The sequence below is a fragment of the Magnetospirillum gryphiswaldense MSR-1 v2 genome, from assembly GCF_000513295.1.
GTDB lineage: Bacteria > Pseudomonadota > Alphaproteobacteria > Rhodospirillales > Magnetospirillaceae > Magnetospirillum > Magnetospirillum gryphiswaldense.
On record NC_023065.1, the window covers coordinates 3,034,860 to 3,055,980 of the forward strand.

Sequence of the window (21,121 nt, forward strand, 5' to 3'; positions counted from 1 at the left end):
ACATCCCGTTCATTCGCCAGGGTCCAGCATGGCGGCATAGACACACAACCCTTGGGTCTTCCCAGTCCCCGTAGGCGGCTGAAGGACTCTCCAGGTCCTCTCATCGTCAGTGCCATGGGCACCGATGGCCTGACCAAACGCCTCCGCCAGTTGCCCCCAGATGGCCCTGAGCTTGTCACTCGAAGCGTTCCCCAGGGTCTCCACCCAGTGCTTCTCCATCCTCTCCACGAATGCGATAGATGACACTGGTGGTACTGGTACTAGTACTGATCCTGGCACTGACGCTGAAGCTGACTCTGGGGCAGCCATGGGTTTCCTCTCGGATTAAATAGGGGGGTGAAGGCTCTATAGGAGAGAATGAGAAGTCCATCCCCCTATTAATCCTCCCACAAGATCAGCACCCCGTCACCCAGGACGGAAGTGGACAGGGAGACCGAAAAGGAAGCGATGGGGAGCCCCTCGGTGACCTCCAGGGTCAGCCAGGCCCCCTGAATATTCCGACGACAAAATCTCAGCCCCATATCGCACCTGGGGGTGTCTGGCAGTGTCCCCCATAGCGGGGCCTCCAGACCTTCGACCATCTCGACCAGGCCCCACAGATGACCGGCAGTTTCTCCTATGGGACTGCTGCCGGTGTCCCCATGGAATGCCCCAGGGTGGCTTTGGGGCCACCGCCATGGGCCGGTCAGCGGTAGACCAAACGGTAGACCAAAGGTGCCTCTGGACATCGAACCTGGAGACACCTAGACTCTTGAAATCGTTGGAATCAGGGGCCTAGAGGGTGCCTGTGGTGGGAAAGGAACCCAAAGCCGAGAAGGCCTGGGGCACCAATTTCCTTTAGCACACCCATGGTAACCCCATGATTTCCAACGGTTTCGTCAAGATTCCGTCTGGAGGGGTAGACCTCCTGGCTCAGGCAATCGCCTCCATCCATTTGTGCAGGACATGGATCGGGTAGCCATTGCCGTAGGCCTCACCAATCCCATCCACGGTCCAGCCGCCAAGCCGGTCAACGATGTCCCTCGGGCACTCGATGGCTCGCAGTCGGTCTCGCAGGCTGTGCCGAAACGAATGGACCACGCACCCCTTGGGCACCCTGGGTGACATCCACTTATTCAGAGCCGCGCTGGCGGAGTTGGCTTTGCATTCCTGCTCGTCGCAGTACTTCGGGAAGAGGAATGCGTTGGTCGAGACAGCGACAGCTCTTTGCGCCGCCCACAACGACACCCCGACCAAAGGCACGATCCTGGCGCTACTCTGGGTCTTGAGCTGACGCCAAGGGTGAGGGCGAAGATTGATGTGTGGGAACTTGTCATTAAGGACCACATCATCCTTGGTCAAGCCAGCGGCTTCAGCCAAACGCATCCCACTGTCGCTGATCAAACCGATCAGCCACCTTGGCTCATCATCGAGGTCCTGACACATAGAGCATTTTCACATCGAGCGTCCATATCCGTCGTGGGCGAAGAAATTGGCGCATTCCTCGGGCGGAAACAGGTCGATGAGTTTTCCGATCACGTCCCATAAGGTGTTGATGGTGCGAGCTTGCGCCTTTCGCAGCAGGCTCTTGAGCTTGGCGAAGGCGAGCTCGATGGGATTGAGGTCTGGGGAGTAGGGCGGCAGATACCGCAGGGTGGCCCCTCGGGCTTCGATGAGTTGCTTGACCCCTGCCACCTTGTGGGCGGGCAGATTGTCCATTACGACGATGTCGCCGGGCCGCAAGGTCGGAGCCAGGACCTGCTCGACATAGGCCAGGAAGATCGCGCCATTCATCGCCTTGTCGATGACGAAGGGGGCGGAGATTCCGTCATGCCGGAGCGCCCCGACGAAGGTGGTCATTTTCCAATGACCGTGCGGCACCGCAGCCAGCAGCCGCTGACCGCGCGGCGCCCGTCCGTAGCGCCGGGTCATGTTGGTCGATGCCCCGGTTTCATCAAGGAAGACCAAGCGGGTTGGGTCCAGCGCCGGCTGCTCGGCTCGCCAGGCGATGCGTCCTTCGGCTACGTCGGGACGTTCCTGCTCGGCAGCATGCGCACTCTTTTTTTCAGACTGAGGTCGAGCCGCTCAAGCGTGTTCCACAGGCCGCCGACGCTGATCGACACGCCCAATTCGGCCAGAACCCAGGCGCGCAACTCAGCCAGCGTGGCATCGGGCTCGACCTTGATCTGCGCCTGCAACGCCTCAAGGTGAGCCGCCAGCTTCTGTCCTGGCCGCCCAGGCCGTGGCTTCACCGTCGTCTCGCCGGTGGCCCGGCGGCGGCCTTGGGCCTTGTAGATGTACGAAACGCTCACCCGGAACAGCGGCGCCACCTCGTAGGCGCTCATGCCGCTGTCCACAGCCGCCAAAACTCTATCGCGCAAGTCCTGAGAATAGGACTGCCCTGAGCGCCACGTCATCGCATCATCCTCGGGAGCGTTGTTACCGAAGATGTTGAATCACAAAATGACCTCAGGGGGAATCCTCTACCGATTCCGCTCGGCGTGAAACCGCTCTAGCCTGGATGGTCTTGAGTTCAGCATCCCCAAAGGGCGAACGCTTCGTCTTGGTCTCCCCATCACTCTCACCGAAGTAGATGGATGAGAATGTTCGTATCTCGTCCAGACCGAGTTCCCTCGCCACGAAGTTGACCATGGCCCTGATGACGTTGAAGGCTCGCTTGATGGACGCTGTGGTCAGGCCCTTGGCCCGAAAGGCATTGCGCAGGGCGTTGGCTTCCTCTCGGGTGAAGGTGTCGATGGGCTTGTCACCCGCCACTGCGACCATCCGGGACACGATACGATCAACAGCCTGATGGAAAGTCTGGGGGCGACCAGCTTGCTTGGCTTCGACATAAATCTTGGCAGCTTCCGACAAGGTGGGGGCATTGGAGATCAGCCGGGCTGCGACCACTCGGTCAGACAGGAACCGAGAGAACTGGTCGTCCTTGCTCTGCCAGCGGAGCGACAACCAATCTTGGTCGAGCTTGCCAGCCAGTGCCGCAGCTCGGGCTTGGGCGGCTCTTATGGACCGGGTGCGAAGGGAAAGGGTGATTCGGGAGCAACGATAGTGGCCCGACAGATCACTCGGGATGCGCCGCGTGAAATAGAAGATGCCGCGCTTGCTGAAGATAAATGGTGCCGCTTTGGTCACCCGCATGGTCTACCCCTCCAGACGGAATCTTGACGAAACCGTTGGAAATCATGGGGTTACCATGGGTGTGCTAAAGGAAATTGGTGCCCCAGGCCGGACTCGAACCAGCAAGCCTTTCGGCGGTCGATTTTGAGTCGACTGCGTCTACCAATTCCGCCACTAGGGCACCGTGGATTGGGACCGCGATAATAGCGATCCCAACGCCCCGGTCAATTGGGATTTAACCCAACAACGCATATTTCAGCACGAAAGCCACCGCCAGCAGGGCCGCGGTGGGGCTGACGTCACGCCAGCGCCCGGCCAGCACCTTGATGCCGACGAAGGCGATGAAGCCGAACGAAATACCGTGAGCGATGGAAAAAGTCAGCGGCATGGCCAGGGCGGTGACCACCGCCGGCACCGCCTCGGTCAGGTCATCCCAGGCGATGTCGGCCAGACCGCGCGCCATCAGGCAGGCGACGAACAAAAGCGCCGGGGCGGTGGCATAGGCCGGAATCGACGACGCCAGCGGCGCCAGGAACAGAGCCAGCAGGAAGCAGCACGCCACCACCACGGCGGTCAGTCCGGTGCGACCACCGGCCTTGATGCCGGCGGCGCTTTCGATATAGCTGGTGGTGGTCGAGGTGCCCAGCACACCCGAGGCCATGGCGGCGGTGGAATCGGCGATCAGCGCCCGACCGATGCGCGGCAGCCGACCCTTTTCATCCAGCATGCCGGCGCGATGGGCCAGACCGATCAAGGTGCCTGCATTGTCGAACAGGTCGACGAACAAGAAGGCGAAGACGATGGCGATCAGCCCCAGATTGAGGGCGGCGGCCACATCCATCTGCAAGAAGGTCGGGGCCAGCGACGGCGGCATGGACATGATGCCGCCAAACGGCGTCACCCCCAGGGCCATGCCCGTGGCGGTGGTCCCCAGGATGGCGATCATGATGGCGCCCGGCACCTTGCGGGCATCCAGCGCCACCATGACCATGAAGCCCGCCACCGCCAGGATGGCCTGGGGCTGGGCAACGTTGCCCAAGGTGACCAAGGTCGCCTGATGGCCAGTGATGATGCCGGCGTTCTTCATGGCGATGATGCCCAAGAACAGGCCGATGCCAGCCGATATGGCCAGCTTGAGCGAATGCGGGATGGCGTTGATGATGGCTTCGCGCACTTTGGTCAAAGCCAGAATCAGGAAGAGGCAGCCCGACACGAACACCGCGCCCAGGGCCACTTGCCAGGAATGGCCCATGCCCAGCACCACGCCATAGGTGAAATAGGCGTTGAGCCCCATGCCCGGAGCCAGGGCGATGGGATAATTGGCGTAAAGCCCCATCACCGCCGAGCCGATGGCGGCGGCGATGCAGGTGGCGGCGAACACCGCGCCTTTGTCCATGCCGGCATCGGCCAGCATGGCCGGATTGACGAAGATGATATAGGCCATGGTCAAGAAGGTGGTGGCCCCGGCCAGCACCTCGGTGCCCACATCGGTATTGTGGGCGCGCAGCTTGAACAGGCGTTCAAGCATGGCCGGGCTCCACCGCCAGATTGTCGATCAACCGCGCCCCGGCCAGGCGGGCCGCCACCAGGATGCGGGCCGGACGGTCCAGCCGCTCCAGCGGTTCCAGCCCATCGGCGCCGCGCGCTTCCAGGTAATCCACCGAAATGAAACCGGCCTCCAGGATGCGGGCCCGGCCTTGGGCGCACAAATCCGCGGCCACCCCGCCCTGGCGCAGACCTTCGGCGATATGGTTGAGTACCTGATAGAGCACCGGGGCGATGGCCCGTTCCGACGCCGACAGATAGGCGTTGCGCGACGACTTGGCCAGACCGTCGGCCTCGCGCACGGTGGGGACGCCGGCCACGTCCACCGGCACATCCAGATCACGCACCAGCCGGCGGATCACCGCCAATTGCTGCCAGTCCTTTTCGCCGAACAGGGCCACATGCGGCTGCGCCTGCAACAACAGCTTGGTCACCACGGTGGCGACGCCATCGAAATGGCCGGGCCGCACATCGCCGCACAGGCCTTCCGACACGCCGCCGACGCTGATCGTGGTGGCGAAGCCGGGCGGATACATTTCCTCGACGCTCGGGGCGTACAGCAGATGACAGCCAGCCCCGGCCAGCAGGGCGGCATCCAGCTCTTCCTGGCGCGGATAGCGGCTGAAATCCTCGTTCGGGCCGAACTGGGTCGGGTTGACGAACACCGAGGCCACCACCCGGTCGGCCATCTCCAGCCCGGCACGGACCAGTGTCAGATGGCCTTCATGCAAGGCCCCCATGGTGGGAACGAAGGCGACGTTCAGCCCCTGATCGCGCCAATAGCGCACCCGGGCCCGCAAATCGGCTTTGGTACGGACGATGTCCAGGCTCTCGGACATGGCAGACCTCTATGCTTTGGGCGTCTTGGGCAGACCGAAACAATGTTCGGGGCCCGGAAAGGCGCGGGACTTGACCTCGGCGGCATAACGCGCCGCCGCTTCGCTGATCGGCGTGGACAGATCAGCGTAACGCTTGACGAATTTAGGGGTGAAATCGGAAAACAGCCCCAATACGTCTTCGGTCACCAGCACCTGACCGTCGCAGGCGGGAGAGGCGCCGATGCCGATGGTGGGAATGCCGATTTCCGCCGACAGCGCCCGCGCCACCGGCTCGACCGTGCCTTCGACCACCACGCAGAAGGCACCGGCCTCGGTGATGGCGCGGGCATCGTCGCGGATCTGTTCTGCTTCGGCCTCGATGCGACCCTGGGCGCGGAAACCGCCGGCGGCGTGCACCGCCTGCGGCTTCAGGCCGATATGGGCCATCACCGGAATGCAGCGCTCGGTCAAGAAGCGGATGGTTTCGGCCATTTCACGACCGCCTTCCAGCTTGACGGCGGCACAGCCGGTTTCACTCATGATGCGCGCGGCGTTGCGGAAGGCCTGTTCCTTGCTTTCCTGATACGAGCCGAACGGCATGTCGACCACCACGCAAGCATGGGTCGAGCCGCGCATCACCGCCTGTCCATGATTGATCATCATATCCACGGTGACGCCCAAGGTGGTGTCCATGCCGTAAAGCACCATCCCGACCGAATCGCCCACCAGCAAAACGTCCACGTGGGGATCGAGCAGACGGGCGATGGGGGCGGTATAAGCGGTCAGCACCACGACGGGGCCGCCGCCCTTACGAGCACGGATGTCGCGGGTGGTGACGCGTTTGACTTTGACTTCGGCGCTCAACGGATCCTCCAACAGCAGGCGGCCATGGTTTTCCATCTTGGCCGGTTGAAGTCAAACGATAATAAGTAACGTCTTGCGCATTTAGGCTTGTTTCAGCTAAAGCGGAAACAAGCCCAAACCATTACAAATGGCCCGTGACGGGCCGCTCAGACGCCACTGTGTGCGGAGCACACGTCTGCGATCCCGGCTCGTCGCATATCCACGCTTCGCGCGAAAATGCTCTAATGCGCCCCGCCGCCCTCGGCCAGATCGCGCAGGGCTTTTTCGTCGGTCATCAACACGTGGCCCGAGGCCGGCAGGCCGATCACCCCTTCACGCTTCAACTGGGTAAAGGTCCGGCTGACCGTCTCGATGGTCAGGCCGAGATAATCGGCGATGTCGGCCCGGCTCATGGGCAGGGCGACGGGACTGGCCGGCATGCCCTGGATTTCCGCCCGCTGCGACAGTTTCAGCAAAAAGGTCGCCACCTTTTCCCGCGCGGTCTTGCGCCCCAACAGCAACATCTGTTCCTGTGCCGCCACCAGATCCTTGACGGTCATGGAAAACATCTTGCGTTCCAGCTTGGGGATGTCGCCCAACACGCTTTCCAGCTTGCGATGGGTGAAGCGGCACAATTGCGTCTGCGTCACCGTTTCCGCCGTATAGGCATAGCCGTTATCCAGCCCCAACCCGAACATCTCGCCCGAAAACAAAAAGCCGATGATCTGACGCCGACCGTCGGACAACAACTTGTAAAGCTTCACCGCGCCGGTGGCGATGGAATAGACGTGATCGGCCGGATCACCTTCGCGGAAGATGGTAAAGCTGGCCGGCAGATGGGCATGGCAGCGCACCGTGGCCAGACGCTTGATTTCGTCGTGGTTCAACTCGGCGCAAAAAGCGATTTCGCGGACCACGTCGCAATTGCGGCACGGCGGCGCGCCGATATCGGCGTCACGGGCGACCTTGTGATCGTCGTAATCCAGGGGCGGCATGGGGATCACCCTGAACTGCCGTCGGGTTTTTCACTGACCTTGGCCGCCGGCGGCAGATGCTCGTCATCCTCGAACAGGATGCGGTGCGCGGCCCCGTCAAGATCGTCGAACTGACCGGATTTCAAGGCCCAAAGGAACGCCGCCAATCCGATCAACCCCAAGATCAGGGCGACAGGGATCAGCATCAGCAGATTGGTCAACCTTTTCTCCCGCGTGTAAGTCGCAGGGCGTTGCCGATGACAACCAAGGACGAGGTGGACATGGCAATCGCCGCGATCAACGGGGTGACGTGTCCGGCCACCGCCAGAGGTACAGTAAACACATTATAGCCCAAGGCGAGAGCGAAATTCTGACTGACCAGCCGGCGCGACCGCGCGGCAACCTCGCAGATTTCAGCCACCGGGCCCAGACGCTCGCCCTGGAACACCACATCCGCGGCGGTTTGGCTGACATCCACCGCGCTCGACGGCGACAACGACACATGGGCGGCGGACAGCGCCGGGGCGTCGTTCAGGCCGTCGCCCACCATCATCACCCGCTGGCCCTGGGCCTTCAACTCTTCCAGCCGGGCCACCTTGGCCGCCGGGGTACAGCCAGCCTGCCACTGGTCGATCCCCAGGCGCTCGGCCAATTGGCGGACGGTGGGGGCACGATCGCCCGACAGCAGTTCAATGCGCAAGCCCCGGCCCCGCAAAGCCGACAACACCTGGGCCGCATCGTCGCGCGGACGGTCGGCGAAGCCAAAGCGCAACGGTGCCCGCCCCGGCCCGGCCAACCACAATTCCGGCCCCGAAACCGCCTCGTCGTCGTCCATGCCCACATGCGTCCGACTACCCAGCCGCCAATCCCCCGCGACCATACCGCGTCCCGGTTCCTCGACGGCGTTTTCCATAGGCGCCACCGCCGGCGCCGCCGCCGCCAAGGCGCGGGCCAGCGGATGGTGCGACGACACCGCCAACGACGCCGCCAACCGCAGATCATCGGCATTCCAGGCACCGTCTTGCAGCAATTCCGGCTTGCCCACGGTCAGGGTGCCGGTCTTGTCGAACACCACCACGTCGATTTCCGCCACCCGCTCCAACGCCGTGGCGCTTTTCAGCAAGATGCCCTGACGCAGCAGGCGACCACTGGCGATGACCTGAACCACCGGCACCGCCAAAGCCAAAGCACAGGGGCACGTGATGATCAGCACCGCCACCGCGTGCAGCAGCGCCACCTGCCAGGGAATGCCGCCCAGGACGACCCAGCCCAGAAAGGTGGACAAGGCCGCCACATGCACCACCGGCGCATACCAGCGCGCCACCCGGTCGGCCAGAGCGACATATTTGGCCCGGCCTTGTTCGGCCACCTCCATCATGCGGACGATTTCCGCCAACAAGGTGCGCTCGCCCACCGCCGCCACCTGCAAGCGCAACGGCGCCGACAGATTGATGGTGCCGGCGAAGACACGCCCCCCCACATCCACCGCCGCCGGCACGCTTTCACCGGTGATCAGGCTGGTATCCACGTCGGAGCGGCCCTGCACGATGGTGCCGTCGACGCCGATGCGTTCGCCCGCTGCCACCAGCACGATCTGACCGGTTTTCACCTGATTGGGCGGGCACAGGCGTTGGCTGCCGTCGTCTTCCAGCACGCTGACCGCCACCGCGTCCAGGGTCAGCAGATGCTCGGCGGCGCTGCGGGCGCGCCCGCGCGCCCGGCTGTCCAGATAACGCCCGATCAGCAGGAAGAACAACAGCGTGATGGCGGAATCGAAATAGGCGTGTTCGCCGCCGCGGATGGTTTCCGCCAGCGACATGCCCGAGGCCAGAAGCACGCCCAGGGAAATGGGCACATCCATGTTGGTGCGCTTGTTGGACAACGCCGCCAGGGCCGAGTACAGGAACGGGCGGATGCAATAAAGCACCGCCGGCAGCACGATCAGGGCGCTGATCCAGTGCATCAGATCGCGTGTATGGGCGCCCATATGGGAAAAATGCCCAGCCCACACCGACACCGACAGCAGCATGACGTTGCCGGCGGCGAAACCGGCCACCGCCATGGCGCGCAGCAATTGCTTTTCGTGTTTTTCCGTCTCGCGCCCCAGCTTGGCGGGGTCGAACGGTACCAGCCGATAGCCCACCGCCAGCACCGGAGCCAGGATGTCAGCGGCGTCGCCCTGATCGGCCTTCCAGCGCAGCACCAGCCGACGGGTGGTCATGTTGACCCGGGCCCAGGTCACCGCCGGATGGCGGGCCAGAACGGCCTCGATCAGCCAGATGCAGGCGGCGCAGTGAATGCCCTCGACCATCAAATTCAGGCTGGCGCCGCCTTGGCCATCCTCGACCACGTGGGCGGCGTAATCGTGATGGGCGGTGGCGCCGTCCTCGGGCCGCAACGGCCGCATCGCCGGATCAACCGAACGCCGCTGATAATATCGCTCCAGCCCCATGTCCTGGACCAGGGCATAGGCGCCTTCACAGCCGCGACAGCAGAAATCCCCGTCAAGAGTGACGGGGATGTCCTGGCCGCAATGGCGGCACGGGCGCGTGCTCACGGAATGACGAAACGCTGGGCGTGCTGATAGGCCACACCCTCGCCGACAGCCGCCACGTCCATGTCCCACACGCCGGCCAGCGGCAGGGCGAAAACACCGCCATAAACGCCGCCGCCCATGGACGGCAACGCCACCTCGTGGTCATAGCCGGCGACGGTCGGACGCACCATGCCGGCGGTCACCTTCAACCCGTCCACGCCCTTGCCGTCGCGATCGCGATAGCTGATGCGGACATCGACCTTGTGGCCGTCAGCGGTGCTGGCCGGGACCAGCTTGGTGTCCACCTGCCAGCCCATTTCCGCCTGCGCCTTGGCCAGGGCCAGATTCTGGTTATACAGCCGGCCCTTTTCATAGGCGTCGGTGGTGGAGATGCCGGTGAAGGTGCTGGTGGCGAAGTAGGCCAAGGTGCCGTTCACCGCCAGGACCACGCCGAAGCCGGCAACGAAAATATAGGGGTACCACCACCCCGGCTGACGGGTCTTCTTGGTCATGGCGTTCATCGTCCCGGCCCCGCGAACAACGAGGTGCTGCGCAACTCGGTGCCCTCAGCTTTTTCGGTCAGGATGAAGATAAGGTCGGTCTTCTTGTCCGTCACTTTTTCCTCGGGTGCGTTGACGTAAAGACGAAGGGTGGTGATCTCGTCGCCGGGAACCGACAGGTCCATCTGGGTCACGTTGCTCTCGCCGCCGACCACTTCCATGGTGGCGCCTTCGATGCCGACGACCTTCAGGTTATACACGCGGTCTTGGCGGACCATGTTGAGAATTTTGTAGGTGTAGCCGTTACGGATGGTGCCGTTGGACATCTGCACGTACATGGGCGCCCGCTCATGCAGGATGTTCACCTCGGTGGTGCGCCGTGTCCCCAAGGACAACGCCATGCCGGCGCCGATCACCAGCAGCAGCAAGGTGTAAAGAATGGTACGCGTCCGCAACAGCTTGGTTTTGTTGCCAGGACCACCGGCCGCACGCGAGTTCACATTGGTGATGGAATCGTACGAGATCAACCCGCGCGGCAGACCAACCCGGTCCATCATGGTGTTACAGGCATCGACGCACAGGCCGCAACCGATACAGGCCATCTGCAAGCCTTCGCGGATGTCGATGCCGGTGGGGCAGACCTGGACGCACATCTTGCAGTCGATGCAATGGCCCCGGTCCTCGAAGCTCTGGCCCTTGCGCGCTGGCGCCCGCGGCTCGCCCCGCCATTCCTCGTACGAGATGATCAGCGAATGCTCGTCGAACATGGCCGACTGAAAGCGCGAATAGGGGCACATATAAAGGCACACCTGCTCACGGGCGAAGCCGGCCAGCAGATAGCAAAAGCCGCCGATGATGGCGATGAAGGAATAAACCCCGACCGAGGCCTCCAGGGTGAAGATGTCCTTCATCATCTGGAAGGCGTCGCCGAAATACAGCACGAAGGCGATGCCGCACGCCGCCGACACCGCCAGCCAACCGGCCTGGATGACGGCCTTCTTGATGATCTTCTGCGCGGTCCAGGGGGCGCGTTCCAGGTTCATGCGGGCGGAACGGTCCCCCACCACCCAACGCTCGATCTGCACGAACAGATCGGTATAGACGGTCTGCCAGCACAGGAACCCGCACCAGACACGACCGGCCAAGGCCGACATGAAGAACAAGGTGATGGCCGCGAACAAAAGCAGGCCGGTCAGATAATAGACTTCCTGCGGCCAGATTTCGATGAAGAAGAAGTAGCCGCGCCGTCCGTCGATATCGGCCAGGATGGCCTGGCTGGGGGCACCGGGGCCACGGTCCCAGCGCAGGAACGGCGCCAAGTGGAAAAATGCCAGCAAACCCCACATCAGCCACCACTTGGCGGCGCGAAACAGCCCCTTCTTCACGTGGCGGGGATGAATGATGACTGTTTCGGCATACATACTGCCGCTGGATTGGGGCTCTTTTACCTGCTGGTTCATCGCCTGCTTACTCTCTTCCGCATCAGGGGGTGGCCGACTGTAATAAGCATCCAATATGCCCGCGGCGTCAAAAATGCATGCCGGTCATGCCTCTAGCGCATGTCTTGGTATTTCCAATGGGGCCAGACTATGGGCCATGGCGGCAGGCAAAACAATGCTTGCCTGGAATTCCGAACAAAAGTTCATCTGCGGCTGAAACTGAAGGCATATCAAAGAAAAGGGGCGCTTCCCTTGCGGGAAACGCCCCCATCCTTAAAGTAACCCAGATTACTTGCCGCCGCCCATGGAATGGACGTAGACAGCCAGCATCTTGATGGTGGCGGCGTCCAGACGACCAGCCCAAGCGGGCATGGCGCCGTGACGCGGCTTGGTGACCTGGTTGATCACGCCTTGCTTGGCGCTTTCCTTGTCACCCTTGAACAGCCAGATGTTGTTGTTCAAGGCCGGGGCACCCAGTTCCTTGGTCCCAACGCCGCCTTCCTGGTGGCAGGCAGTGCAGCGTTCGGCGAAGATGGCCTCGCCCGGCGAACCGGCAGCGGGGGTCTTCGAGGACAGCGACAGGACATAATCGGCCAATTGGTCGACCTGGGTCTTGTCCAGGGCATCGCCGGTGCCGAAAGCCAGCATTTCGCTTTGACGCGAGTTGCTGTTTTCGTTGCGGACGCCGTACTGGATGGTCTGATGAATGTCATCGAGGCTGCCGCCCCAAATCCATTCGTCATCGGCCAGACGGGGATAAGCGCCGGCAACGCCGACACCGCCCGAACCATGGCAAGCCGAGCAATTGTCGCCGAAGGCGATCTTGCCGCCAGCCATGGCGTAGTTCAGCAGGGTCTTGTCGTCCTTGATCTGCTGCAGGCTGGCAGCTTCCAGCTTGGCCAGCCACTGGGACCGGGCCTTCTTCTGCAGATCCAGCTCATTGGCCAGATCGGCGCGGGACGAATAGCCCATCATGCCGCGGCTGTAATCGCTGGTGGTCGGCCAGGTCGGCATGGCGACCCAATAGCCGATGGCCCAGATCACGGTCGCCCAGAAAACGTACACCCACCACTTCGGCAGAGGAGTGTTCAACTCCTTGATGCCGTCCCACTCGTGACCGGTCGTGTTCTGACCGGAGATCACGTCATGTTCAACGTGAGCCATGTTAGCGCTCCTTGTCGTCATCGTCCCTGAGGGGGATGTTTCCGTACTCTTCCAACCGGTCCTTGTTACGCGGACGGAAGGCGTAGAAAACGATCCCCAGGAACAAAACCATCAACCAAACCCCCCACAGGGAGCGGAAAAACTCCGAGATCGCCTCGAGAGTCATGTCCCGCTCCTAGCGCTGGATCTTGGTGTGATCCACGGTGGTGAAATCGACCATGGTGCCCAGGACCTGAAGATAGGCCACCAGGGCGTCCATTTCCGAAACCACCTGCGGGTTGCCGTCGAAATCGCCGACCTTGGCCTTGGGGTAAGCCTTGGCGATCGCCGATTCAGCACCGGCGTCGGACGTGGCTTGCTCCACCAGATGGGCCTTGGCGTTCTTCAACTGCTCGGCCGTGTAGGGAACACCCACGATGGACAAGGCAGTCAGATTGCCGACGATGGTCGACTGGTCCAGCGGCCGCTTCAGGTGCGGATAGCCGGGCATGATCGATTCCGGGACGACGTCACGAGGGTTGATCAGGTGGCGGACCTGCCAGTCGTTGGTGTACTTGCCACCAACACGGGCCAGATCGGGGCCGGTACGCTTGGACGACCACTGGAAGGGGTGATCGTACTTCGACTCGGCCGCCAGGCTGTAATGGCCATAGCGTTCGACCTCGTCCTTGAACGGACGGATCATCTGGCTGTGGCAGTTATAGCAGCCTTCGCGGACGTAGATGTCACGGCCAGCCTGCTCGAGCGGACTGTACGGACGCACGCCTTCCACCTTTTCGATGGTCGACTCGATGGTGAACAACGGCACAACTTCAACCAAGCCGCCGACGATGACGGTCAGCAGAATGCCGACAGCCAGGAAGAAGACGTTGGTTTCGACTTTGGCGTGATGCTTGAAGATAGACATTTCTGTTCCTCCCCCTTAGCGAGCGCCGGCAGTCGAGGGCTGCATCGCCTCTTCGGCCACGTCACCCTTGATGGTCTTGATGAAGTTGTAGACCATGATCAGGGCACCCAGGACGAAGAGCAGGCCGCCCGTCGCGCGGATCACATAATAGGGGTGCATGGCTTCAACGGTCTCGATGAACGAGTACTGCAGGAAGCCCAGGTTGTCGTACGCACGCCACATCAGACCCTGCATGATGCCGGAGATCCACATGGAGGTGATGTACAGAACGATACCGATGGTGGCGACCCAGAAGTGCAGGCCAACCAGCTTCAGCGAGTAGACTTCCTTACGGCCCCACAGCTTCGGCACCAGATAGTACAAAGCGCCGAACGAGACGAAGGCAACCCAACCCAAGGCACCCGAGTGCACGTGGCCGACGGTCCAGTCGGTGTAGTGCGACAGCGAGTTGACGGCCTTGAGCGACATCATCGGACCTTCGAAGGTCGACATGCCGTAGAACGCCACCGAGGAAACCAGGAAACGCATGACCGGATCGGTCCGCAGCTTGTCCCAGGCACCCGACAGGGTCATCAGGCCGTTGATCATACCACCCCAAGAGGGCATCCACAGCATGATCGAGAAGGTCGCACCCAGGGTCTGGGCCCAATCGGGCAGGGCGGTGTAGTGCAGGTGGTGCGGACCGGCCCAGATGTACAGGAAGATCAGTGCCCAGAAGTGCACGATCGACAGACGGTACGAATAGACCGGACGTTCGGCGCGCTTGGGCACGAAATAGTACATGATGCCCAGGAAGCCGGCGGTCAGGAAGAAGCCCACCGCGTTATGGCCGTACCACCATTGGGTCATGGCGTTCTGCACGCCGCCGAAGATGTTGTACGACTTCATCCAGCTGCCACCGAAGAAACCGGCCGGAACGGCCAGGTTGTTGCCCAGGTGGAGCATGGCGACGGTCAGGATCATGGCGAAGAAGAACCAGTTGGCCACATAGATGTGGGGTTCACGACGCTTCATGATGGTACCGGCGAAGATGATCAGATAGCAGACCCAGATCACGGTCAGCCACAGGTCGACCCACCATTCCGGCTCGGCGTATTCCTGACCCTGGGAGAAGCCCAGGGCATAGGTCAACGCGGCAACCACGATCAGCGCCTGGAAGTTCCAGAACACCACGGTGGCAAAGCCGTCGCCGCCGAACAAGCCGGTGCGGCAGGTGCGCTGCACGGTGTACAGCGAGGTGCAGAAAAGGATATTGCCGCCGAAGGCGAAGATCACGGCGGAAGTGTGGACGGGACGCAGACGACCGAAGGTGGTCCACTCCAGATCCAGATTCAGGACGGGGAAGGCCAACTGCCAAGCGATGAAATCGCCAGCCAGAAAGCCAACCACACCCCAGAAAATCGCCGCAAGGACGAACTTCTTCACCACGTCTTCATTATAGACGATGGCGTCGGTGTTGGTGCTCATGCCGAACTCCTGTTTCGACCGGGAAAGGGTCAACTCGAAAGACACCCGCCATTTCCAATGCGAACGCATTCCCCCGTAAGCCGGAAATGGCCGGGCGGACAGTCCTCCGAGTCGCCGCACTATGACGGTTAGGTCGGCGCCGGCCATTGATCCATATCAAAATGCCTAAATTTTTCCTGGCTTCCCGTACACTTCCCAGGCTTTATTCCTGCCCGACATCCCCCCGAACACATCTCGATCACCCCTAGGCCAGAGTCCGCCAAATGAACCAGAACCCGTCAGATCGTCCGGTCGTCCGCTTCGCCAAGGGCCGGGCCCGGCGCTTCCGTTCCGGCCACCCGTGGGTGTTCTCCAACGAAATCGAGATGAATGCCGAGCTGAAGGCCCTGCCCGCCGGCAGCTTGGTGACGCTGATGGATGCCGGTGACGAGAAGTTGGGGGTGGCCAGCTTCAACCCGCACTCGCTGATCGCCGCCCGCGTGCTGTCGCGACGCTGGACCGACGTCATCGATGCCGGCTTCATCGCCGCTCGTTTGAAGGCGGCCCAGGCCTTGCGCGATCAATTGTACCCCACGCCGCATTACCGGCTGATCCATTCCGAGGCCGACACTCTGCCCGGCCTGATCGTGGACCGCTACGGCGACGTGTTCGCCCTGCAAATCAACACCGCCGGCATGGAAGCCCTGACCCCGGTGCTGCTGGAAGCCCTGACCGAGGTGTTCAATCCCCGCGCCGTGGTACTGAAGAACGACAGCCCGGTGCGCATCCTGGAAGGGCTGGCGCTGGAGCACAAAATCGCCCTGGGCAGCCTGGACGGCCCGGTGGAACTGGAAGAAAACGGCGCCCGCTTCGTCGCCGACCTGACCGACGGGCAAAAGACCGGCTGGTTCTACGACCAGCGCGACAACCGCGCCTTCATCGCCCGGCTGGCTAAGGGACGGCGCATGCTGGACGTCTACACCTATGCCGGCGGCTTCGCCATCCAAGGCGCCCTCAATGGGGCCACCGAAGTGGTGGCGGTGGACCGGTCGGAACACTCGCTCGCCCTGGCCGCCCGCGCGGCGGAATTGAACGGGGTCTCGGTGCAGACCGTCCGGGCCGAGGCCTTCGCCGAAATGGCCCGTCTGGAGGCGGCGAACGAGCGCTTCGGCGTGGTGGTGGTCGACCCGCCGGCCTTCGTCAAATCCCGCAAAGACGTGCAATCGGGGGCCAAGGGCTATCGCAAGATGGCCCGACTGGCGGCGCCTTTGGTGGAAGCGGGTGGCTTCCTGCTGTGCGCGTCGTGCTCGCACCACATGCCCGTCGATCAGTTCATCGAGGAAATCGCCCACGGCCTGGGTCAGGCCGGGCGGTCGGGCCGCATCCTGCGCAGCGCCGGCGCCGGGTCCGATCACCCGCTGCATCCGCACCTGCCGGAAAGCGCCTATCTGAAGGCGCTGGTCCTGCAGCTGGATTGAGAATCAGTAGCGAAAAACCCTCTTTGGTTGACTGCACTGCTCGCCTCGGAGACTATCCGCCTGAGCTCTTTCAACCATGGATGATACTGATGCGCCTGCTCGTTTTGATGGCTTCGGTCCTTGCTCTTTCATCCTGCGTCATGACCAAGGAAATGACATCCAAACTGAACACGGAATATAAAGACCGGAACGTGGATGACTTTTTTCTGAAATTCGGTCTGCCCTCTACTCGCCATCAATTGAATAGCGGGGACATCGCCTACGTCTGGGATTCCGGCGTTACCGTCCACCAGATGCCAATGATGACGACCGTCACGACCAATAGCTATGGCAGTGGTTCCGCCGTTTACGGCAACGGCTTGGCGAATGGTTCTTATACCGGCACCAGCAACACGACGGCCATGACTTCTGGTGGCGGCGCGATCAAGACACGGTGCCGGGTGCAAATTGTTACAAAGCCTGAAGGCGCGATCAAAGACATGAAAATCATTGAAAACACCATTGGCAATTGGCTGCCTTCACGTTGTGACGAGGTTCTGTTTTGAACCCTGACATGGCGGAAAATCGCCTACGCGATTGCGGCCCCTGCACCATCTGCTGCCGGTTCTTCGCCGTCCCCGAAACCGGCAAGCCGACCAACCAATGGTGCGAGCACTGCACGGACCTTGGCTGCGCCGTGCATACGACCCGCCCGCAATCGTGCCGCAACTTCCAATGCTTCTGGCTGCTTGAGCCCCAGATGCCCGAGGAATTGCGGCCCGATCTGTGCGGCGTGGTGGTCAGCTTCAACGAAGAACACACCAGCGTCGTCATCCATGTCGATCCCGACCGCCCCGATGCCCTGGCGGAAGAGCCGGGGTCATGGTGGATGGAGCCGCTGTTGAACGCCTATGACCCGGTGTGTCTGGTCTGCGGCGACGACAAGATGGTGGTGCGGCGCGAAACTCAGGACTGATCCTGGTCCCGCACCCGCAGGCACAGCAGGGCGGCATTGTGAAAGGCCGGCGCGCCACGTCCATCGGTGGAAATCTCGCCCAAAGACAACGCCCCGGCCAAATGGGCCGAGCCGGTTTGTCGGCACAGATCCGCCAGTTCACGCCTTGTCCCATCCGGCCCCAGATGCATACGCCGACCGGCACAATAAAAAGTCAGCAACGTGTCCTGGCTGACCCCCAAGTGGTCGGCGATACGATCAATGCAATCGCTTTCCCCCACCTCCGGCGCCCTGATGATGACGATGATGCTGCCTTCGGGCACCTCGCCGACGCAGGTCAAGCCGCCGGCTGCGTCCAACACCACCGGAATGCGGACCTGCACCAGGGAGTCACCGGCCAGGATCGCCAAGGGGAAGTGGACGGAATGCCCGTAAAAGCTGTCCACGGACAATTCCTGCCCATAATCCTCAACCAAGGCTTCCCGATAGACATCAAATGCCGGACGGTCATCCAAGGTCAGGATGCGGTTGGCCTCGGTGCGGGTGGCACGCATGATCCGCACCGGCAGGGAAAAGCCGTGTTCGACACTGGGCCGCGCCGCTGACGGCAACAGCACCGTCAACAGGGCATTTCCGGCCAAGATATCGCTGTCAAATACGCAATCCAGCAGCTGAAAGGTTTCCTGCCCGGCATTGGCCCCGGCATAGATCACCCGGTCGTCCAGGCCGTGGCCCAATTGGCACAGCAGTGCATACAGATTACCCAGGCAGGCGTCGAAAATACTGAACAAAACCGGCTCGGCCCCGCCCGGCGGCAGCGCGTCGAGCCATGCCGCCACCTGGGTCACCACCTGATCCGCCGCCTTCGGCAGATCCATGCCGGTAAACAGCCGTACCGGCGGCATCTGTGCCAAGCGCACCAGCATCACGCCGTCACGGCGCTCCCCCGCTTCCGTCACCAAGGCGGGAAACACCGCTCCGGCCAAGGGCAACCGTAATTGCCGGCAGACCTGCTGCAACACCCCCACCTGCGCCTGCTCCGCCGCTGGCACCAGAGCCAACACACCGCCTTCCGGATTAAGCTTTGCCCACGGGCGCAACGTTGCGTTCAATTCGGTTTCGCGCAAAGGGCAATGCAGGGGAGAAGCGACAAGCGGCACAGCAAGGTCCTGGACTGAATTAATCCTTGCTAAAGTATGGGATGCAATGCCGCCGCAAACAAGGACACAGGCTCAAGCGGTCTGATTTTCCGGGGCGATGCGGGGAAAGGTAAGGACAAAGCTGGTGCCGCCACCCTGGGCCGCGCCTTCCAATTGCACTTGCCCCCCCAGCGGGCCGGTGACCAGATTGAAGACGATGTGCAACCCCAAGCCCGACCCACCGCTACCGCGTCGAGTGGTGAAGAACGGATCAAAGACGCGGGTGCGGTGTTCCTCGGCGATACCCTTGCCGTCATCGGCATAGACCAGCCGAACCATGTCGCCCGCGTCCACCTGAGCGATGATGCTCAGGCGGCCATGCTGACCGGGATCATAGCCATGGGTCAGCGAATTCATGACGAAATTGGTCAAAATCTGCGACACCGCCCCCGGATAACCGTCCAGTTCCAGATCGGCGGGACAGGACATCTCGATACGGTGGCCGCCCTGACGCAGGTTGGGTTTCAGCGACGTCACCGTTTCGGTGATGGTGTCGAACAGGCGGAACGAGCGGCGCTCGGACGAGGTGCGATCCACCGCCACCTGCTTGAAACTGCGGATCAAATCGGCGGCCCGTTCACAATTGGCGACGATCAGCTTGGCGGTGTCGGCGGCGGTATCCATGTAATGCTGGAAATCGTCGACACCGATGTCGTCGGCCTCGAACAAGGCCCGGATCGACGCGGTGGAATCGGCCAGATGCGAAGCGCAGGACAAGGCGATGCCGACGGGGGTGTTGATTTCGTGCGCGACGCCACCGACCAAGGCGCCCAACGAGGCCAGCTTTTCCGTCTGCACCAGGGTCTCCTGGGCTTGGCGCAGGCGTTCAAGCGCCTCTTCCGCCTCGGCGCGGCGCCGTTCCAGTTCCTGGTTCAACAAGGCCATCTGGTTTTGCAGGCGGTCACTGACCTTGACCAGACGGCGCTGTTCACGCACCGAGCGCGAATAAGCATCGGCCAGAATCTGCACGTCCGCCACGGACGCGGCTTCGCCGCCTTGCATACGCCCTAGCAAGTGCCGGGCGTCGGCCAGGGCCCGCTCTTCCGCGTCGAAAAGACTAAATCCGCCGCCTGTGCCGGGCTCGCTCATGATGCGGTCAGGATACCGCCACCAGATTGAAGGTGACATGGCTGAGGTCTTCGGAAAAATCCTCGCCGAATTCCTTCATGGTCTCGTCATCGGCCATGAACTGCCAATTGACGACGATATCGGTGCCTTTGGCGTTTTCCAGCATCTGGAACATGTTCATCAGCGCCTTGGCCGAAGACGAGTTGAAATAGATCAACTCGAAATCAACCTTCAACCCCTTGCCGTCCGCCTGGGCCAGATAGTCTTGCAGCGCGGTGAAAATGGGGCCGAACACCGAGGAAGCATCCTCGGGATAGGACTCGCCCTTGATCTGCAAGATACCGGCGGCGACATCAAAGTTCACCTCGGGCGAGCGCTCGGAAGCGGCAATGGTCAGGTTTTCCATATCAACCCCTAGAGCATTTTCACGCGAAACGTGGATATGCGATGAGCCAGAGTGGCGTCTGAACTGCCCGGCACGGGCCATTTGTAAGACCTAGCCTTGCTTCCGCTTTAGCTGAAGCAAGGCTAGATGGAGACTTTGAGGCAGAAGAAATGCCGATCGGTGTCGATGCGGTCGAAATCGAACTCGATGGGAGCACTGGCCCGGCGCGCGATCTCGATCAGACCGATGGTGGCGCCGCGGCTGCCCTCGTCGGGTGGCTCGCGCAACTGCTCCTTGTAATAGGCCTTGATCTCGTCCTTGCCCATGCCGCGCAGGGTTTCCAGGCGCCCCCGCAGCTTTTCCATATCCTCTTCCAGGATGATGTTGCCGCAGACGATGAAGAACTGGCCGTTGTCGCTGCCGATGGTGACCATGCCCGAGGACAGTTCGACCGACTTGCCCAGGTTGCCCTGCACCTTGTCCGCCGAATAGCGGATGATGTTCTGCGACTGCTCGACGAACACCGAGAACACCTTTTTGATGGTGGTGACGTCGGTGTCCTCGAGAGCCATTTTCTGCCGCAAGGCGTCGCCCAACGAATACAGGATGCCTTCGGACAGATAACCCGAGAACGAGAAGACGATCCCCCGCTCGTCCAGTGTCGACTTAAAAGCCCGGTATTGCTTCGCCAGCATTAGACTTTCCCTCATTCCAGAGGCGCCGCCCCCATAAGCCGCGGGCAATCCCGCGAAACGTCCGACACAGTATCAA

The 21,121-nt window shown here is 62.0% G+C and carries 22 protein-coding genes and 1 tRNA gene; 3 read left to right on the plus strand and 20 right to left on the minus strand.

Translation table 11 applies throughout. The features are described from left to right. Positions 1-912: 912 nt before the first annotated feature. The 16 genes from MGMSRV2_RS14490 to ccoN all read right to left on the minus strand — a co-directional run bounded on the left by MGMSRV2_RS14490 (position 913) and on the right by ccoN (position 15,307). Positions 913-1,425, minus strand: coding sequence for a tyrosine-type recombinase/integrase (locus tag MGMSRV2_RS14490; protein ID WP_024081104.1), 513 nt, complete (start codon positions 1,423-1,425; stop codon positions 913-915). Positions 1,426-1,434: 9 nt separating this feature from the next. Then, positions 1,435-2,396 (minus strand): IS630 family transposase gene (locus MGMSRV2_RS14495; RefSeq protein ID WP_144084247.1). Its coding sequence is split into 2 segments (ribosomal slippage): positions 1,435-2,048 and positions 2,048-2,396, totalling 963 coding nucleotides; the frame shifts between segments, so codons are not numbered across the junction. A 52-nt stretch (positions 2,397-2,448) separates the two neighbouring features. Further along, positions 2,449-3,135 (minus strand): DUF6538 domain-containing protein, encoded by a 687-nt coding sequence (locus tag MGMSRV2_RS14500; protein WP_024081105.1) that lies wholly within the window; start codon positions 3,133-3,135, stop codon positions 2,449-2,451. Positions 3,136-3,210: 75 nt separating this feature from the next. Beyond that, positions 3,211-3,295: transfer RNA gene (locus MGMSRV2_RS14505), tRNA-Leu, on the minus strand. 54 nt (positions 3,296-3,349) lie between these two features. After that, the gene (locus tag MGMSRV2_RS14510) at positions 3,350-4,642 is read right to left on the minus strand and encodes an NCS2 family permease (RefSeq protein WP_024081106.1); all 1,293 of its coding nucleotides are present in this window, start codon (positions 4,640-4,642) and stop codon (positions 3,350-3,352) included. Continuing rightward, positions 4,635-5,498, minus strand: coding sequence for a pantoate--beta-alanine ligase (gene panC, locus MGMSRV2_RS14515; protein WP_024081107.1), 864 nt, complete (start codon positions 5,496-5,498; stop codon positions 4,635-4,637). Before panC ends, MGMSRV2_RS14510 begins: the two co-directional genes overlap by 8 nt. Before the next feature lie 9 nt (positions 5,499-5,507). Next, positions 5,508-6,341 carry a 3-methyl-2-oxobutanoate hydroxymethyltransferase gene (panB, locus tag MGMSRV2_RS14520; protein ID WP_041634573.1) on the minus strand — a complete coding sequence of 278 codons (834 nt, stop codon included), beginning with the start codon at positions 6,339-6,341 and terminating at the stop codon, positions 5,508-5,510. A gap of 221 nt (positions 6,342-6,562) precedes the next feature. Beyond that, positions 6,563-7,315 (minus strand): cyclic nucleotide-binding domain-containing protein, encoded by a 753-nt coding sequence (locus MGMSRV2_RS14525; RefSeq protein ID WP_041633655.1) that lies wholly within the window; start codon positions 7,313-7,315, stop codon positions 6,563-6,565. Positions 7,316-7,320: 5 nt separating this feature from the next. Next, a complete protein-coding gene (ccoS, locus tag MGMSRV2_RS14530) occupies positions 7,321-7,515 on the minus strand; it encodes a cbb3-type cytochrome oxidase assembly protein CcoS (protein WP_024081110.1) in 195 nt (64 codons plus the stop codon). Then, complete coding sequence (locus tag MGMSRV2_RS14535) at positions 7,512-9,851, minus strand: heavy metal translocating P-type ATPase metal-binding domain-containing protein (RefSeq protein WP_024081111.1); 2,340 nt, start codon at positions 9,849-9,851, stop codon at positions 7,512-7,514. The genes ccoS and MGMSRV2_RS14535 overlap by 4 nt, the downstream gene beginning before the upstream one ends. After that, positions 9,848-10,342 (minus strand): FixH family protein, encoded by a 495-nt coding sequence (locus tag MGMSRV2_RS14540; RefSeq protein WP_041634577.1) that lies wholly within the window; start codon positions 10,340-10,342, stop codon positions 9,848-9,850. The genes MGMSRV2_RS14535 and MGMSRV2_RS14540 overlap by 4 nt, the downstream gene beginning before the upstream one ends. A 5-nt stretch (positions 10,343-10,347) precedes the next feature. Then, on the minus strand, positions 10,348-11,751 hold the full coding sequence (ccoG, locus tag MGMSRV2_RS14545; protein WP_242410690.1) for a cytochrome c oxidase accessory protein CcoG: 1,404 nt from the start codon (positions 11,749-11,751) through the stop codon (positions 10,348-10,350). Between the two features lie 306 nt (positions 11,752-12,057). Beyond that, positions 12,058-12,933 carry a cytochrome-c oxidase, cbb3-type subunit III gene (gene ccoP, locus MGMSRV2_RS14550; protein ID WP_024081114.1) on the minus strand — a complete coding sequence of 292 codons (876 nt, stop codon included), beginning with the start codon at positions 12,931-12,933 and terminating at the stop codon, positions 12,058-12,060. Between the two features lies 1 nt (position 12,934). Beyond that, complete coding sequence (locus MGMSRV2_RS14555; RefSeq protein ID WP_024081115.1) at positions 12,935-13,099, minus strand: cbb3-type cytochrome oxidase subunit 3; 165 nt, start codon at positions 13,097-13,099, stop codon at positions 12,935-12,937. A 9-nt stretch (positions 13,100-13,108) separates the two neighbouring features. Next, entirely contained in the window at positions 13,109-13,840 is a 732-nt protein-coding gene (gene ccoO / locus MGMSRV2_RS14560; protein WP_024081116.1) for a cytochrome-c oxidase, cbb3-type subunit II, read from the minus strand. Between the two features lie 15 nt (positions 13,841-13,855). Beyond that, positions 13,856-15,307: a cytochrome-c oxidase, cbb3-type subunit I gene (gene ccoN / locus MGMSRV2_RS14565; RefSeq protein ID WP_024081117.1), complete on the minus strand. Its 1,452-nt coding sequence runs from the start codon at positions 15,305-15,307 to the stop codon at positions 13,856-13,858. Positions 15,308-15,570: 263 nt separating this feature from the next. On the opposite strand from ccoN, the gene MGMSRV2_RS14570 reads away from it, so the two are divergent. From MGMSRV2_RS14570 to MGMSRV2_RS14580, 3 genes are all read left to right on the plus strand, one after another. Beyond that, a complete protein-coding gene (locus MGMSRV2_RS14570; protein ID WP_024081118.1) occupies positions 15,571-16,764 on the plus strand; it encodes a class I SAM-dependent rRNA methyltransferase in 1,194 nt (397 codons plus the stop codon). 89 nt (positions 16,765-16,853) lie between these two features. After that, positions 16,854-17,309, plus strand: coding sequence for a hypothetical protein (locus MGMSRV2_RS14575; protein WP_024081119.1), 456 nt, complete (start codon positions 16,854-16,856; stop codon positions 17,307-17,309). Positions 17,310-17,317: 8 nt separating this feature from the next. Then, on the plus strand, positions 17,318-17,719 hold the full coding sequence (locus MGMSRV2_RS14580; RefSeq protein ID WP_041633657.1) for a hypothetical protein: 402 nt from the start codon (positions 17,318-17,320) through the stop codon (positions 17,717-17,719). On the opposite strand, the gene MGMSRV2_RS14585 is transcribed toward MGMSRV2_RS14580, so the two are convergent. The 4 genes from MGMSRV2_RS14585 to MGMSRV2_RS14600 all read right to left on the minus strand — a co-directional run bounded on the left by MGMSRV2_RS14585 (position 17,710) and on the right by MGMSRV2_RS14600 (position 21,045). Beyond that, positions 17,710-18,750, minus strand: a complete 1,041-nt coding sequence (locus MGMSRV2_RS14585; RefSeq protein WP_242410773.1) for an FIST C-terminal domain-containing protein — start codon at positions 18,748-18,750, stop codon at positions 17,710-17,712. The two genes, MGMSRV2_RS14580 and MGMSRV2_RS14585, sit on opposite strands and share 10 nt — an antisense overlap. Before the next feature lie 180 nt (positions 18,751-18,930). After that, entirely contained in the window at positions 18,931-19,986 is a 1,056-nt protein-coding gene (locus MGMSRV2_RS14590; protein ID WP_024081122.1) for a sensor histidine kinase, read from the minus strand. Between the two features lie 7 nt (positions 19,987-19,993). After that, positions 19,994-20,371 carry a DUF1987 domain-containing protein gene (locus tag MGMSRV2_RS14595; RefSeq protein WP_024081123.1) on the minus strand — a complete coding sequence of 126 codons (378 nt, stop codon included), beginning with the start codon at positions 20,369-20,371 and terminating at the stop codon, positions 19,994-19,996. Positions 20,372-20,493: 122 nt separating this feature from the next. After that, a complete protein-coding gene (locus MGMSRV2_RS14600; protein ID WP_024081124.1) occupies positions 20,494-21,045 on the minus strand; it encodes a SiaB family protein kinase in 552 nt (183 codons plus the stop codon). Positions 21,046-21,121 lie beyond the last annotated feature (76 nt).

Bases quoted from the DNA above. Each gene is read 5' to 3' on its own strand.
- MGMSRV2_RS14570 (WP_024081118.1), top strand. From the start codon at position 15,571: ATGAACCAGAACCCGTCAGATCGTCCGGTCGTCCGCTTCGCCAAGGGC.
- MGMSRV2_RS14500 (WP_024081105.1), bottom strand. From the start codon at position 3,135: ATGCGGGTGACCAAAGCGGCACCATTTATCTTCAGCAAGCGCGGCATC.
- MGMSRV2_RS14590 (WP_024081122.1), bottom strand. From the start codon at position 19,986: ATGAGCGAGCCCGGCACAGGCGGCGGATTTAGTCTTTTCGACGCGGAA.
- MGMSRV2_RS14595 (WP_024081123.1), bottom strand. From the start codon at position 20,371: ATGGAAAACCTGACCATTGCCGCTTCCGAGCGCTCGCCCGAGGTGAAC.
- ccoG (WP_242410690.1), bottom strand. From the start codon at position 11,751: ATGTATGCCGAAACAGTCATCATTCATCCCCGCCACGTGAAGAAGGGG.
- MGMSRV2_RS14600 (WP_024081124.1), bottom strand. From the start codon at position 21,045: ATGCTGGCGAAGCAATACCGGGCTTTTAAGTCGACACTGGACGAGCGG.
- MGMSRV2_RS14525 (WP_041633655.1), bottom strand. From the start codon at position 7,315: ATGCCGCCCCTGGATTACGACGATCACAAGGTCGCCCGTGACGCCGAT.
- panC (WP_024081107.1), bottom strand. From the start codon at position 5,498: ATGTCCGAGAGCCTGGACATCGTCCGTACCAAAGCCGATTTGCGGGCC.
- ccoO (WP_024081116.1), bottom strand. From the start codon at position 13,840: ATGTCTATCTTCAAGCATCACGCCAAAGTCGAAACCAACGTCTTCTTC.
- ccoP (WP_024081114.1), bottom strand. From the start codon at position 12,933: ATGGCTCACGTTGAACATGACGTGATCTCCGGTCAGAACACGACCGGT.
- MGMSRV2_RS14510 (WP_024081106.1), bottom strand. From the start codon at position 4,642: ATGCTTGAACGCCTGTTCAAGCTGCGCGCCCACAATACCGATGTGGGC.
- MGMSRV2_RS14555 (WP_024081115.1), bottom strand. From the start codon at position 13,099: ATGACTCTCGAGGCGATCTCGGAGTTTTTCCGCTCCCTGTGGGGGGTT.
- ccoN (WP_024081117.1), bottom strand. From the start codon at position 15,307: ATGAGCACCAACACCGACGCCATCGTCTATAATGAAGACGTGGTGAAG.
- MGMSRV2_RS14580 (WP_041633657.1), top strand. From the start codon at position 17,318: ATGGCGGAAAATCGCCTACGCGATTGCGGCCCCTGCACCATCTGCTGC.
- MGMSRV2_RS14540 (WP_041634577.1), bottom strand. From the start codon at position 10,342: ATGACCAAGAAGACCCGTCAGCCGGGGTGGTGGTACCCCTATATTTTC.
- MGMSRV2_RS14490 (WP_024081104.1), bottom strand. From the start codon at position 1,425: ATGTGTCAGGACCTCGATGATGAGCCAAGGTGGCTGATCGGTTTGATC.
- MGMSRV2_RS14575 (WP_024081119.1), top strand. From the start codon at position 16,854: ATGCGCCTGCTCGTTTTGATGGCTTCGGTCCTTGCTCTTTCATCCTGC.